This window comes from Bradyrhizobium sp. Mp19 (assembly GCF_029952935.1).
GTDB classification, from domain to species: Bacteria; Pseudomonadota; Alphaproteobacteria; order Rhizobiales; family Xanthobacteraceae; genus Bradyrhizobium; species Bradyrhizobium elkanii.
Genome location: NZ_JASAUT010000078.1, coordinates 18410 through 32069, shown reverse-complemented (window position 1 = coordinate 32069; position 13660 = coordinate 18410). Strand labels below are relative to the sequence as shown.

General features: G+C 64.2%; 11 protein-coding genes and 1 pseudogene. 5 read left to right on the top strand and 7 right to left on the bottom strand.

Annotated features, from left to right (window positions below; all coding sequences use genetic code 11):
- Positions 1-358: 358 nt before the first annotated feature.
- Complete coding sequence (locus QJT82_RS41015; protein WP_028341406.1) at positions 359-1939, top strand: AMP-binding protein; 1581 nt, start codon at positions 359-361, stop codon at positions 1937-1939.
- A gap of 100 nt (positions 1940-2039) precedes the next feature.
- On the opposite strand, the gene QJT82_RS41010 is transcribed toward QJT82_RS41015, so the two are convergent.
- From QJT82_RS41010 to QJT82_RS40995, 4 genes and pseudogenes are all read right to left on the bottom strand, one after another.
- The gene (locus QJT82_RS41010; protein ID WP_028341405.1) at positions 2040-3329 is read right to left on the bottom strand and encodes a cytochrome P450; all 1290 of its coding nucleotides are present in this window, start codon (positions 3327-3329) and stop codon (positions 2040-2042) included.
- 209 nt (positions 3330-3538) lie between these two features.
- Positions 3539-4642 (bottom strand): annotated as a pseudogene (locus QJT82_RS41005) (HD-GYP domain-containing protein).
- A 291-nt stretch (positions 4643-4933) separates the two neighbouring features.
- Positions 4934-7219: a molybdopterin cofactor-binding domain-containing protein gene (locus QJT82_RS41000; protein WP_028341403.1), complete on the bottom strand. Its 2286-nt coding sequence runs from the start codon at positions 7217-7219 to the stop codon at positions 4934-4936.
- Positions 7216-7707: a (2Fe-2S)-binding protein gene (locus tag QJT82_RS40995; protein WP_028341402.1), complete on the bottom strand. Its 492-nt coding sequence runs from the start codon at positions 7705-7707 to the stop codon at positions 7216-7218. Before QJT82_RS40995 ends, QJT82_RS41000 begins: the two co-directional genes overlap by 4 nt.
- A 309-nt stretch (positions 7708-8016) precedes the next feature.
- Between QJT82_RS40995 and QJT82_RS40990 the strand changes: the two genes are divergently transcribed.
- The 3 genes from QJT82_RS40990 to QJT82_RS40980 all read left to right on the top strand — a co-directional run bounded on the left by QJT82_RS40990 (position 8017) and on the right by QJT82_RS40980 (position 9950).
- Entirely contained in the window at positions 8017-8802 is a 786-nt protein-coding gene (locus QJT82_RS40990) for an alpha/beta fold hydrolase (RefSeq protein ID WP_028341401.1), read from the top strand.
- Positions 8799-9134 carry a hypothetical protein gene (locus QJT82_RS40985; RefSeq protein WP_028341400.1) on the top strand — a complete coding sequence of 112 codons (336 nt, stop codon included), beginning with the start codon at positions 8799-8801 and terminating at the stop codon, positions 9132-9134. The genes QJT82_RS40990 and QJT82_RS40985 overlap by 4 nt, the downstream gene beginning before the upstream one ends.
- 141 nt (positions 9135-9275) lie before the next feature.
- On the top strand, positions 9276-9950 hold the full coding sequence (locus tag QJT82_RS40980; protein ID WP_028341399.1) for a dienelactone hydrolase family protein: 675 nt from the start codon (positions 9276-9278) through the stop codon (positions 9948-9950).
- Positions 9951-10087: 137 nt separating this feature from the next.
- On the opposite strand, the gene QJT82_RS40975 is transcribed toward QJT82_RS40980, so the two are convergent.
- From QJT82_RS40975 to QJT82_RS40965, 3 genes are all read right to left on the bottom strand, one after another.
- Positions 10088-10840: a polysaccharide biosynthesis/export family protein gene (locus QJT82_RS40975; protein ID WP_028341398.1), complete on the bottom strand. Its 753-nt coding sequence runs from the start codon at positions 10838-10840 to the stop codon at positions 10088-10090.
- 173 nt (positions 10841-11013) lie between these two features.
- A complete protein-coding gene (gene msrA / locus QJT82_RS40970; RefSeq protein WP_028341397.1) occupies positions 11014-11670 on the bottom strand; it encodes a peptide-methionine (S)-S-oxide reductase MsrA in 657 nt (218 codons plus the stop codon).
- A gap of 130 nt (positions 11671-11800) precedes the next feature.
- Positions 11801-12118, bottom strand: a complete 318-nt coding sequence (locus QJT82_RS40965; protein WP_016842666.1) for a hypothetical protein — start codon at positions 12116-12118, stop codon at positions 11801-11803.
- A 373-nt stretch (positions 12119-12491) separates the two neighbouring features.
- On the opposite strand from QJT82_RS40965, the gene rpsT reads away from it, so the two are divergent.
- Positions 12492-12758 carry a 30S ribosomal protein S20 gene (rpsT, locus tag QJT82_RS40960; RefSeq protein WP_016842667.1) on the top strand — a complete coding sequence of 89 codons (267 nt, stop codon included), beginning with the start codon at positions 12492-12494 and terminating at the stop codon, positions 12756-12758.
- Positions 12759-13660 lie beyond the last annotated feature (902 nt).

Sequence of the window (13660 nt, the reverse complement as noted above, 5' to 3'; positions counted from 1 at the left end):
CTCGCCCGTAATTTTTTGGCCGCTGTTCATCTCGCCGCTCTCGTCGCATATTGGCTCAATTGAGTCTGGACCCTAGTGTCCTTATCGAATCCGAAGTTCGTCCCGAAGGTGCGGCGAATGATGCGAACTTCGGATTCGGGACACTAGCTTTCGCTCGTCCTTACGAGCCGGCGTGGCGTGCGAATGCGCGCCCGATGACGGATGCCGCGAATAAATCGATCTCTTCCGCGCGGCGGAACAGATTGCTTCAACGCAAAACCGCTTTGCAAATCCCGATTTGCTCTCGGCGCACGCCGATGGCAGAACTGCTCCCAACCAAGACCAATGGCGGCCGGCAAGGCCGCGCGGGAGAGGACATATGAGCAATTCAAAAGCAGTGCCGGGCGTCGTGGGACCGTTTGCGGGGCTCGACGTGCCATGGCTGCTGCGGATGCGCGCCGAGGTGCGCCGCGATCATCCATTCCTGATCTGGGCGCCGTTCGACGCGCCGGCACGGCGCTGGAGCTACGGCGAATTCCACGAGCGCGTCGGCGCGCTGGCTGCGGGTCTCGCGAAGCGCGGCATCCGGCAGGGTGACTATGTCCTGATCCATCTCGACAATTGCATCGAGGCGATCATGTCGTGGTTCGCCTGCGTCGAGCTCGGCGCCATCGCCGTCACCACCAACACCCGCTCGGCCGCGGCCGAGATCGAATATTTTGCCGCCCATTGCGGCGCGATCGCCGCGATCACCCAGCCGGCCTATGCCGAGCTGATATCAGCCAACTGCAAGGGCCTGCGCTGGATCGCGGTGACCTCGCACGACGCCGGGCAAGCGCCGGCGCAGCCGCCTGCACGCGGCGACAGTTTCGACGCGCTGTTTGCCGACAGTGCCGACCGGCCGCATCGCCCGACCGATCCGCTCGCGCCCTGCAGCGTGCAATATACCTCCGGTACCACGTCGCGGCCGAAGGCGGTGCTGTGGACCCACGCCAACGCGCTGTGGGGCGCCAAGATCAACGCCGCGCATCAGGACCTGCACGCCTTTGATGTGCACCAGACCTATCTGCCGCTGTTCCACACCAACGCGCTGGCCTATTCGATGCTGGCGAGCCTGTGGGTCGGAGCGACCTGTGTGATCCAGCCGCGCTTCTCGGCGAGCCGCTTCTGGCCGGTAGCGCTCGAGCACGGCTCGACCTGGACCTCGACGATCCCGTTCTGCATGAAGGCGCTCCTCGAGCACGAGGTGCCGAAGAATCACAAATTCCGGCTCTGGGGCACCGCCGTGAACGAGCCGCCGGCGTTCAGCGTGTTCGGCATCAAGATCATCGGCTGGTGGGGCATGACCGAGACCATCACCCACGGCATCATCGGCGAGGTCGATCAACCCAACACGCCGATGTCGATCGGCCGCGCCGCGCCCGAATACGAAATCCGCATCACCAATGACGACGGCACGCCGACCGGCGTCGGCGAGACCGGCAACCTCCTGATCAAGGGCATTCCGGGCCTGTCGCTGTTCGCCGAATATCTGCACAACGAGACGGCCACGCGCGAAAGCTTCGACGAGCACGGCTATTTCATCACCGGCGACCGCGTCACGATGCTGGAGCGCGGCTACATCAAATTCGGCGATCGCTCCAAGGACATGCTGAAGGTCGGCGGCGAGAATGTCGCGGCATCCGAGATCGAACAGGTGATCGCGGTGGTGCCGGGCGTGCGCGAAGCCGCTGTCGTGGCGAAGAGGCATCCGATGCTGGACGAGGTCCCGATCGTCTTCATCATCCCGCAGGCAGGCGTCGCCAAGCTGCCGGCCGATTTGCACGACAACGTCATGACCGCCTGCCGCTCCGGGCTCGCGGACTTCAAGGTGCCCCGCGACATCCGCTTCGTCGACGAAATGCCGCGCTCGACGCTGGAGAAGGTCGCGAAGGCGGAGCTCAGGAAGATGCTGGAGTGAGGTTTCCGTCATTGCGAGGAGCGGAGCGACGAAGCAATCCATGCTTCCGCGTGTGCGGTACTATGGATTGCTTCGCTTCGCTCGCAATGACGGACGGACTTCAATTCACCTCGAACCGGATCGGCAGCTTCTTCGGGCCGCTGACAAAATAGGCCTGCGTCATCTTCACCTCGCCGTCGAGCGATAGCGACTTCAGGCGCGGCAGCAGCTCCTCGAACAGGATGCGCATCTCGAGCTTGGCGAGGTACTGACCGAGACAGAGATGCGCGCCATAGCCGAACGCGACATGGCGATTGGGCTTGCGATCGCTGCGGAAGCGATCGGGGTCCTCGAACACCTCCTCGTCGCGATTGCCCGAGGCGTAACACAGCATCAGCCAATCGCCCTTGGCGATCTTGCGGCCGCCGAGCTCGGTATCCGCGGTAGCCGAGCGCATGAAATGCTTGACCGGCGTCATCCAGCGGATCGACTCGTCGACCAGACCCGGGATCAATTCCGGATTGGCCTTCACCTTGGCGAATTCCGCGGGGTCCCTGGCCAACGCCCAGATCGCGCCCGCGGTCGAGGATGAGGTGGTGTCGTGGCCCGCGGTCGCGACGATCATGTAGTAGCTGGTCTGGTCGTGCTCTGGCATGTAGTCGCCGCTGATCTTCGCATTGGCGATGACGGTGGCGAGATCGTCGCGCGGGTGCTGGCGGCGATCCTCGGTGATCTTGCGGAAGTAGGCGGAGAAGTCGGCGATGATCGCCTGCAGCATCGCGGAGACCTGCTCCGCGCTCAGCGCGTCGCGGACGCGCGCGGTGTCGGGATCCTGCGGGCCGAACAGTTCCTGCGTCAGCTTGAGCATGCGCGGCTCGTCCGCCTCGGGCACGCCGAGGATCTCCATGATGACGTGCAGGGGATAGCCGAGCGCGACGTCCTCGACGAAGTCGCAGGCGCCGCCCCTCGCAAGCATGCGCTGCACCGTGGCGCGCGCGATCTCGCGGACGCGGGCCTCGAACTTGCCGAGATTGGCCGGCATGAACCAGCCTTGCGTCAGCGCGCGATATTTCGGGTGATCGGGCGCGTCCATCTGCACCAGCGAGCGCACCAGATTGGGCCCGCCCGTGATCTTGCGAACGCGCTCCTCGAGCGCCTGCGTCGTCAGCGTGGTCGGCCGGTCGGCGTTGTGGAACAGCTCGTTCTGCCGGCTGATCGCCTGGATATGGGCGTGCTTGGTCACCACCCAGAACGGATCGAACTTCTCGGGCCGCGCGACGCCGAGCGGGTTGTTGGCGCGCAGCCAGCGATAGCTGTCGTGGATGCGGTCGTCCGCATAGGCGACGGGATCGACAAGGGTTGCCGCGATGTCGGCGGGGATGTCGAAATCCCCGGTCGTTGCCGTATCCATGATCGTCCTCACCCGTCGGAGCATCGGTCTTGCCGATGATCAACAGAATCTAGGCGGAGGTAAGGAGTACGACTTGCGTTGATTGGCTAGCGCAGACTAGGTCATTCTGGGATGGTCCGAAGGACCAGACCTCAGATGCGCAATTGCGCATCGGGGAATCTCGAGATTCCGGGTTCGATGCTCACGCATCGCCCCGGAATGACATCCGCTCAATAATGCCCGAACGCCACCGGGCGGAACGCCTGCAGCAGCTGCTGGTCGAGCTTGCCGCCCATCTCCTCCATCATGGAGAACGCCTTGGCGTGGGTGAACTGCAGCCGGTAGGCGCGCTTCTCGACCAAAGCGGCATAGACGTCGACGATCGTGGTGACGCGGACGATGTCGCTGATCTGGTTGCCGCTGAGGCCGTTCGGATAGCCGGTGCCGTCGAGGAATTCGTGGTGGTGCAGGATCACGTCGAGCATTTCCGGCGGGAAGCCGCCCTGCGCGGACAGCGCTTCGTAGCCGCGCCGCGGATGCTCGCGCATCTCGGCCATTTCCTCGACCGTCAATGCGCCCGGCTTGTCGAGCAGCGCGACCGGAACGAAGGCCTTGCCGACGTCGTGCAGCAGCGCGGCGCGGGCGAGCCGGCGCTGATCGTCCTCACGCATGCCGAGGTGCTGCGCGAACGCGACCGCAAAACCGGTCACGAACAGGCAGTGGCGATAGGTCTCCTGGTGATGACAGCCGACCGTGGTCAGCCATTCGCGCAGCGAGTTGTGCTTGATCGCCTTGAGGATCTTGTTTTCGGCGGCGACGATGTCCTCGAACTTGAGCGGCTCGCCGGCGCGCATCCGCTCGAACATCTTGACCATCACGCCGTGCGCGGCTTCGACGCCGCGGTTGAGCGCCTTGCCGCGATCGGTCTCGTCATAGCCGCTGTCGAAGTCGGAGGCCAAGCGGTCTTAGGAAGACAAATATGTCTGGCAACTCCTTGGCTCACAGAACGACATGGCTACGATCCGACTTGCCCAGGCCTGCATCGAGGCGTGATGCAAAGCATCCGCCAGCACGAACAGCCGCGGCATCTCGCGATAGGCGTCGGCCTGCAGCTTGGCGCGGACGAGCTGCACGGCTTCGGGCGAGCGCAGGTTGATGTCGACGACGATGCCGGAGAGATCGCGGGCCGGCTGCTCGGGAATGTCAGAAGTCGGAACGGTATCGACCTCGCCCACCGAGCGCAAAATGCTCGCGAGCTCGTTGCTCTGGTCGCTTCGATCTGACGCCAGCAGGAGGCGGCGCTTCGAAGTCTGGTTGTTGGCTAAGGCAGTCATGGCATCCCCGTCGCGGTAACGACCGACGCCGGGACGCTACCTGACGATGCGTTCCCTCCGGCTTAATGGGGATGCTGAACGGTGCTTAAGCGCAATGCATACAATTTGAGGGATCGCCGAATACGCCAGCAAAATCAGGCCGGCCGGAAATCAATGCAGATGCGCACGCCGGCGGCGAATCATGAATTTTTGCGGCGTCAAAGCTGATGCCGTCACCGCCCGGCCGACGCGCGGAGCAAAGGAAAACGCCGGAGAGCTCGTGCTCTCCGGCGTCCTTGTTCGTTCAGGTCGTTACGCCTTCATCGCCGCCTTGACGGCTTCCGCCGTGATCGGCAGGCCGCGGACGCGGGCACCGACCGCGTTGAAGACGGCGTTGCCAATCGCCGGCGCCACCACCGTCACCGCGGGCTCGCCGACGCCGGTCGCCTTCTCGCCATTGGCGATGACGTTGACCGCGACTTCCGGCAACTGGCTCATCCGAAGCGGCGTGTAGCTGTCGAAGTTGGTCTGCTCGATGCCGCCGTCCTTCAACGTCGCCTTCTCGAACAGCGCCAGCGACATGCCCCACAGCGCCGCGCCCTCGACCTGGGCGCGGATGCCGTCGGGATTCACCTGCGTACCAACGTCGGTCGCAACCGTCAGCTTCTTCACCGTCACCTCGCCCGACGGGGCAACCGCGACATGGGCGACGCAGGCGGTCCAGCTCGCCGTGGCGCGCTCCTGCGACGACACGCAGGCAACCCCCATGCCTTCGCCCTTGGGCAGCTGCTTGGTGCCGTAGCCGGCAAGGCCCATCGCAGCGAGCAAGGTGTTGCGGAGACGCTGCGCGCCGCCGTCATTCTTGCCCTTGCCGTCGAGCAACGAGATGCGCAGCTGCGCCGGGTCCTTGCCGGTCGCATGCGCGATCTCGTCGATCATGCTTTCGACCGCCCAGAACGTCCAGCCCGGCGCCACCGAGCGGAGCTGACCCGACGGGGTGGCGTTGTGCGCCATCTCGTTCTTGATCGCCCGCACATAGTGGTTGGGCACGGTGTAGAAGAAGTCCGCTCCGTTCACGGTGAAGGAGTCGAGCGGGCCTTTCTTGTCGACCGACGGTGTCAGGAAATCGGGGATTCCCCAACGCGCGGTCGGCCAGGCCGAGACCACGTCGTGGCTCATCGCGACGATCTTGCCGTCGCCGTCCATGCCGGCTTTCACCTTCTGGTAGGTCAGCGGACGCGAGAAATCCATCGTCATGTCGTTTTCGCGCGTGTAGATGACCTTGACCGGCTTGCCGACGGCCTTCGCCGCCTGCACCGCGGGCACCATCATGTCGGCGTCGAGACGCCGGCCGAAACCGCCGCCCAGCCACATCTGGTGCATCACCACGAACTTCGGATCGATCCCGGCGGCGCCGGCCGCAATCGCGCCGGATCGCGTCGCGAACTGGTTGCCGGAATAGATGTGCAGGATGTCGCCTTTGAACTCCGCGGTGGCGTTCATCGGCTCCATCGGCGCGTGGATGTTGATGTTGGTGGTGTATTCCGCCTCCAACAGCTTGGCCGCCGAGCCGAAGGCCGCGTTCGGATCACCGTCCTTGACGAAGAACTCTCCGGAATCGCTGAGCCCCTGCAGCCGCTTGGCCTCGGCGAACAGCGATTCGCTCGACAGTTTTGCGTTCGGACCGCCGTCATAGCTGATCTTCAGCGCCGCCGCGGCCTTCTTCGCCTGCGCATAGGTGTTGGCGACCGCGACGACCCAGCCGGTCGTGGTTGTGGTCTTGTCGTCGAGGGTGACGGCCTTGATGAAGCCGGGCAGCTTCTTGGCCGCGCTATCGTCGACCGACTTCACGGTGGCGCCGTAACGCACCGGCGGGGTGACCAGCGCGCCGTAGACCATGCCCGGCACCATCACGTCGATGCCGTACTTGGCCGTGCCGTTGACCTTCGACGGAATGTCGAGCTGCGGCACCGAGACGCCGATCATGGTGTACTGGTCGGGCGTCTTGAGCTTGATCGCCTTCAGATCATCCGCCGTGAAAGTCTTGGTCGCCTTGCCGCTCTTCACCACCTCGGCGAACGACATCGACTTCTTCGACTTCGCATGGCTGATCTTGGAATCGCGCACCACCAGCTCGCCGGCCGGCACGCCCATGGAGGCCGCCGCCGCCTCGGTCAATGCGATGCGGCCGGCGGCGCCGGCGCGGCTCATCGCATCGAAGTTCATCATCGTCGACCAGCTGCCGCCGGTGATCTGCGCGCCCAGCACGGGATCGTTGAACTTCGGATCATTAGAGGCGAGCTGAACCCGCATGTCCTTCCAGTTCGCGCCGAGCTCTTCGGCCACGATCTGCGCCATGGTCGAGGCGACGTGCTGGCCCATGTCGGCCTTGCCGCATGTCACGGTGACGAGACCGTCGGGCGCGATCGAATACCAAACACTCGGCTCGAAGTTGGCGGGTGCGGGCGCCGCGAGCGCCTGGTCGATGCCGGACGCTGAGTAGCCGAGCACGAGGCCGGTTGCAGCGGTGCCGACCAGGAAGGAACGGCGGCTGAGATCGGTCGTCTCGGGCGCGAGGTTTTTCACGTGCTTGTTCATGTGGCCCTCCGCTCGGATCCGGTGGCCGATGCGGTGCGCATGTCGGACGCAGCGCGCATGATCGCCTTCTGGATTCGTGAATAGGTCATGCAACGGCAGAGGTTGCCGTCCATATGCGCGACCACTTCTTCTTTGGTCGGGTTGGTGTTCTTCGACAGCAGCGCCGCCGCCTGCATGATCTGGCCGGACTGGCAGTAGCCGCATTGCGGCACCTGCTCGGCGACCCAGGCCTTCTGCAAGGGATGATCGCCCTTGGCGGACAGGCCTTCGATGGTGGTGATCTTCTTGCCGACGGCGTCGGCGACCGAGGTCTGGCAGGACCGCACCGCTTCGCCGTTGACGTGAACCGTGCAGGCGCCACACAGACCGGCGCCGCAACCGAATTTGGTGCCCGTCATCTGCAATTGCTCGCGGATGACCCAAAGCAGCGGCGTGTCACTGGCCGCCTCGACGGACATATTCCGTCCGTTGATATTGAGATTTGGCATCTCTCTCCCCTTCCGGTGTAGGAAGCCGCTTACGGCGGCAACTCACTGTTGGGTCTTGGCCGGCGCCCACCGGGTCAGCGACAGTTGCCGAAACAATGATCCGGTTCCAGGCTGGAGGCAATCCAATTTGGAATTGCTCGAAAAGAATAAATTTCCGAAGATGCCTGTTGTGCGATGCGGCAACGGCAAGACGCTTCTTGGAATGACAGCGTTCGTGTCTAATCGACAGGCGCTTGCTCAAAGCGTCGGCAGCAAGCATCGGCAGCGCCGTCCGATGACAGCGGCGAGAGAAACACAAGGAGCCCGTCAATGGCCAAGCTCAACCGCAGCGGCGTCGACATCTACTACGAGATTCACGGCAGCGGCCCGCCGCTGATCCTGACCCACGGCTATTCCTCGACGTCGGCGATGTGGCAGGGCCAGATCGAGGCGCTGTCGCAGCGGCACAAGCTGATCCTGTGGGACATGCGCGGGCACGGCCAGTCCGACTATCCCGACGATCCCGAAGCCTATAGCGAAGCGCTGACGGTCGGCGACATCGCCGCTTTGCTCGACGCCGCCGGCGCCGACAAGGCGATCGTCGGCGGGCTGTCGCTCGGCGGCTACGTGTCGCTCGCCTTTCATCGCGCCCATCCGGAGCGGGTGCGGGCACTGCTGATCATCGACACCGGCCCGGGCTTCAAGAAGGACGACGCCCGCGAGGTCTGGAACAAGCGCGCCCGCGAGACCGGCGACCGCTTCGACCGCGAAGGGCTCGAGGTGCTGAGATCGCTGAGCGCCGAGCGCGCGTCGGTCACCCATCGCAACGCCAGGGGCCTCGCGCTCGCCGCGCGCGGCATGCTGGCACAGCGCGATGCACGGGTGATCGAATCGCTGCCCGGGATCCAGGTGCCAGCGTTGGTTGTGGTCGGCGCCGACGACACGCCGTTCCTGGCGGCGTCCGACTACATGGCGGCAAAGATCCCTGGTGCGCAGAAGGCGGTGATTCCGAACGCCGGCCACGCCGTCAATATCGACCAGCCGCAGGCCTTCATCGCCGCGGTGCTGCCGTTCCTGGACGGCCTTGAGGGCGCGCCTGGAAAGACCGCGCCATGAAGACGATCGCCGTTGCCTTGTTGCTGACTGCGGCCACGACAGGGGCGAGCGCGCAGAAGCTGCCGTTCGTAACAGCTCCGTCCACGTTCACCGCGACGTTGTCGAACACCACGCCGCTGGTGTTCGGCATGGGCGTTGCGGACGCGCAGCGCGCGCTCGGCACGCCCCTCACCTATGTCAGCGGACGGCCCGGCAACGAGATCTTCCTGACCTTCCGCGACCTCGGCGGCAGCGGGCTGTTTCCGCACCACGACCGTCTCTTCCTCCAATTCCGCAAGCACCGGCTGACCGGCTGGAAGGCCGACTGGGGCGAGAACTGGATGTGGCGCTAGAGCATGGTCCGGAAAAGCGCGAAGCGGTTTTCCGGAAAGGCCATGCTCAAACGAAGAGCCAAAGCGCGATGACAATTTCAGCGCGCTTTGGACCTCATCATCGAGAGCTTCATGCAACCCCCAAACTGACAAGGATGGACCATGGGACAAGACATCAAACTCAAGGCTTCGGACGGATTTGAACTCGGCGCCTACCGCGCCGATCCTGCCGGCGCGCCGAAGGGCGCGGTCGTCGCGATCCAGGAGATTTTTGGCGTCAATCACCACATCCGCTCGGTCTGCGACCGGCTGGCGAAGGAAGGCTATGTCGCGGTTGCACCTTCGATCTTCGACCGCATCACGCCGAACTTCCAGAGCGGCTATTCCCCCGACGAGATCGCCGAGGCGCGGAAGTTCGTCGCCAATCCGGACTGGGCCGCGATGCTGCGCGACAGCCAGGCCGCGATCGATGCGGTGAAGCCGGTCGGGCCGGTCGGCATCATCGGCTTCTGCCTCGGCGGCAGCGTCGCCTATGCGGCCGCCACCAAGCTCGCCGGGCTGTCCGCCGCGGTCGGCTATTACGGCGGCGCCGTCGTGCGCTTCGCCGACGACAAGCCGGCAGTGCCGACGCAGCTGCATTTCGGCGAGAAGGATGCCGGCATTCCCTTGAGCGATGTCGAGACCATCAAGTCGAAGCGGCCCGAGGTCGAGGTCTTCATCTATCCCGGCGCGCAGCACGGCTTCCATTGCGACGAGCGCGCCAGCTACGACAAGGCAAGCGCCGACATCGCCTGGCCGCGCAGCATGGAATTTTTCGCAAAGCATTTGAAGCGATAGGAAGCGAGCTTCTCCACCCGTCGTTCCGGGGCGCGCAAAGCGCGAACCTCAGGTGCGCAATTGCGCACCGGGGAACCTCGAGATTCCGGGTTCGATGCTGCGCATCGCCCCGGAATGACGAAGGACGCTGTCCTTCGTCAAAACCAGCGCTCGCCGACGAACACCGTATCGCCCGGGCTCATCGGCGTGCCCAGCGGCACCACGAAGCGGCCGGAGCCGGACGCATCGGTGTGGGTCAGCGTCACGCTGTCGCGGCGGGCCCGCGGCGAGAAGCCGCCGGCGATCGCGACCGCGCTCTCGACCGTCATGTTCGGCACGTAGGGATATTGGCCGGGGGCCTGGACTTCGCCGAGGATAAAGAACGGACGATAGGACTCGATCTCGACCGCCACCGAAGGCTCGCGGATAAAGCCGTTGCGCAGCCGTGCCGAGATTTCGCCGGCGAGCCCGGCCGGCGTGCGGCCGCGCGCCGGCACCGAGCCGATCAGCGGCATCGTGATCGCGCCCGCGGCGTCGATCGCATAGGAATTGGTCAGGCCTTCCTGGCCGTAGACCACGACGCGGAGCTTGTCGCCGGGGCCAAGATGATAGCCGTTGTCGTAGCCGGCCGGGGGTCCACCCGGGGCGGCGGCATAGACGACCGGGGCGGCGGCCGGCGCGGCATAGCCATAACCAGGGGACGCGCTGGCGAAGGCGGAACGCAACGCGCCGATCGCACCGCCGCCGCCTGCATCGGCAACCGGAGCGGGTGCGTAGGCCGGGCCATAGCTGACGGCATCGACGCCTTGCGGGCCGACGGCGACGGGACCGGACGTGCTCATGCAGCCAGACAGCGCGAGCGCAGCCACAACGGCAGTGATCGGCAATCGTAACGCGCGTGCAACCGGCACCGGACCTATCCCTCAACGGCGAGACAGGCCCAGTCTTGCACCACTTATGGTTAACAAAGGGTTTTCGCGGGTCGAGCGGGAGGCCGGAAAAGCCGGGCTCCCATTGGCTTAGAGCCGTGCCCGGGAAGAGCGCAAACCGGCTTTCCGGAGCGAGCCCTTTCTCAACAGGACGATCAGGCGGTGACGCCGACGCCGATCGGGCAGGACACGCCGGTGCCGCCGAGCCCGCAATAGCCCGCCGGGTTCTTGGCGAGGTATTGCTGGTGGTAGTCCTCGGCAAAGTAGAATTCACCAGCCGGCGCGATCTCGGTCGTGATCGCTGCAAGGCCCTTGGCGGCCAGCGCCTTCTGATACATCGCCTGCGACTCGTCGGCGGCTTTGCGCTGCGCGTCGCTGAACGTGTAGATCGCGGAGCGATATTGCGTGCCGATGTCGTTGCCCTGGCGCATGCCCTGCGTCGGGTTGTGGCTCTCCCAGAACGTCTTCAGCAGCTTCTCGTAGGAGATCTTCTTCGGGTCGAACACGACCAGCACGACTTCGGTGTGGCCGGTGCGCCCCGAGCATACTTCCTCATAGGTCGGGTTCGGCGTGTGGCCGCCGGCATAGCCGACCGCGGTGGTGTAGATCCCCTCGCCGAGTTCCCAGAATTTGCGCTCCGCGCCCCAGAAGCAGCCGAGCCCGAACACCGCCTGCTCGAGGCCTTGCGGATAAGGCGGCTGCAACTTGCTGCCATTGACGAAATGGGTGGTCGCGGTCGGGATCGGCGTCGCGCGGCCCGGCAGCGCCTCGGCGGCGCTTGGCAACGCGGTGGTCTTGCGCATGAACAACATGGACACCTCCAGGCGGGACATCGGCCGACGCGGCAACGGCCTGCGGGCCGGCTGTCACCTATATATGTCCTTACGCGGATGATGGCAGCCCCGTTACTGAGTGCTGCAGCCAAGGAGGGCTGCGGGCAAGTCAGTCGCGCGCGTAGCCGATCAAGGGCTTGCGCGGCCGGAACAGGATCATCAGCAGGATGCCGGCAATGCCGAGCACTGCGAACACCGGCTGCTCCAGAAGCAGGCGGATCACGTCATTCCAGAGCCAGGGCGCGAAGCGATCCACCCAGGCATGGAATGCCTGCTGGCTCGACTGGTGGATGTCGTTCCAGAACTGGCCGAATTGGGTGAACCGCAGGCTCTGGTCGGCGACGTAGCGGGCCCCGTCATAGACCATGAAGATGAAGCTGCCGGCCAGCAGCAGAAGGCCGATCAGACGGAAAAAGCCGCGGATCATGCGTCACCCTAACTCCCAGTCGCGCCCCACACGTCGTCAGGCCTTACCGGGCGCCCCCCGGAAATTCAACCTCTTCAGCGGCTTATCCGGCCCCCGCGGGGGCGATTCGGGCCCTTTTTGGGTCCCGAAAGCGTTGACGCTTCAGCCCGCGCCATCTATAAGACCGGCCGATGGCGGCGGGCGCAATCCTGCCGCCGCTGTTCTTTGGACAGTGCCGCAGGCGCGGGGCAGCATTTTGCGCTCCTCGCATGGCCGCCTCAAGGACACCCAAGAAAACCACCTTGGACAAATACATCAGAGTTGAGATTTGAACCGGCCGGTGCGCGCAAGCCCGACCACCGAGCGATCACCGCCGAAGGACAGTTAGAGAACCATGGCCAACACCACCTCCGCCAAGAAGGCGACCCGCAAGATTGCCCGCCGCACCATCGTCAACAAGTCGCGCCGCACGCAGATGCGTGGCGCGGTGCGCACCGTCGAGGAAGCGATCAAGAGCGGCGACCGCGAGGCGGCACTGAAGGCGATGAGCCGCGCCGAGCCCGAGCTGATGAAGGCAGCGCAGCGCAACATCATTCACAAGAACAACGCGAGCCGTAAGGTCTCGCGTCTGTCGCAGCGGATCGCCAAGCTCGCCAAGTAAAAGCTCGGCGCGTGAGCTGACTGGAAGACACATTTGTCACGAAGCCCGGCTCGCGCCGGGCTTTTTGTTTTTGTCTCGACTTTTGTCGTGGAAGTTTCATAGCGCGAGAACACTTCGCGTTGCCGCGCGACGAACCGCGTGTCATGTTTCGTTTCGTCGCGTCCGTAGTTCTACCGGCTCAACATGCTTAATGCGCCGCACTCGCCCACAGATTGTTCTTCGCTAAGCTGGATAGATGGAATAGCGCGCAAGCATTTCGCGGCGAAACCTGCGAAGCGGGGTTACCCTGCAAAAGTAATCGAGAAAAATGACGTCTCGCGAATTACTTATGCACATAGCGTTGGACAGCGATTGGAAAAATGACCGGCGCGAGACCAAATGTAAATTTTCTATGAAAAATTTTTGGTATTGCACCGTCGTTTGTGACGCGCGTGAATCTGTGCGGTGATTCAAAAACTTGCTTTCGCAACTCAGCATCGGCAACGCCGCAACAGTCGCGAAGAGTCTCGGTCCCCGTCGAATCCACGGATTGTCAGGAAATGTGCTTGGTGTATTTATTTCTTGTTCGCGACGCCCACGGCTCTCCAGATCAGCGCGGTTTGAGACCCAGGGGCGGACGCACAAATCGGCGGCGGTGTGTGCGTTAGCGACGCTTTCCAAGCGAAGCTGGATTGACGGCTCATAGCGATATGAGGACGGACGACCTGTGTCAAAAATTCTCCGGCGATGTCCCCGGCAATTTGGGGGATCGAACAAGAGAGACCGGGACGTCGGTCGGAATCTGGCAGCGGGAACGCGGAGCGAGTGAACGGGTTGACGACGACACGGCGGCGGCGAAGCGCCGGGCATTTCGGTGTTCGGTAGCAGCAGTTCGAATTTGAAGACACGAGCAAGCTGACAAC

What these genes read in the sequence shown, in the direction of transcription:
- rpsT (WP_016842667.1), top strand. Translation starts at nt 12,492, where the DNA reads ATGGCCAACACCACCTCCGCCAAGAAGGCGACCCGCAAGATTGCCCGC.
- QJT82_RS41010 (WP_028341405.1), bottom strand. Translation starts at nt 3,329, where the DNA reads ATGGATACGGCAACGACCGGGGATTTCGACATCCCCGCCGACATCGCG.
- QJT82_RS40980 (WP_028341399.1), top strand. Translation starts at nt 9,276, where the DNA reads ATGGGACAAGACATCAAACTCAAGGCTTCGGACGGATTTGAACTCGGC.
- QJT82_RS40985 (WP_028341400.1), top strand. Translation starts at nt 8,799, where the DNA reads ATGAAGACGATCGCCGTTGCCTTGTTGCTGACTGCGGCCACGACAGGG.
- QJT82_RS41000 (WP_028341403.1), bottom strand. Translation starts at nt 7,219, where the DNA reads ATGAACAAGCACGTGAAAAACCTCGCGCCCGAGACGACCGATCTCAGC.
- msrA (WP_028341397.1), bottom strand. Translation starts at nt 11,670, where the DNA reads ATGTTGTTCATGCGCAAGACCACCGCGTTGCCAAGCGCCGCCGAGGCG.
- QJT82_RS40965 (WP_016842666.1), bottom strand. Translation starts at nt 12,118, where the DNA reads ATGATCCGCGGCTTTTTCCGTCTGATCGGCCTTCTGCTGCTGGCCGGC.
- QJT82_RS41015 (WP_028341406.1), top strand. Translation starts at nt 359, where the DNA reads ATGAGCAATTCAAAAGCAGTGCCGGGCGTCGTGGGACCGTTTGCGGGG.
- QJT82_RS40990 (WP_028341401.1), top strand. Translation starts at nt 8,017, where the DNA reads ATGGCCAAGCTCAACCGCAGCGGCGTCGACATCTACTACGAGATTCAC.
- QJT82_RS40995 (WP_028341402.1), bottom strand. Translation starts at nt 7,707, where the DNA reads ATGCCAAATCTCAATATCAACGGACGGAATATGTCCGTCGAGGCGGCC.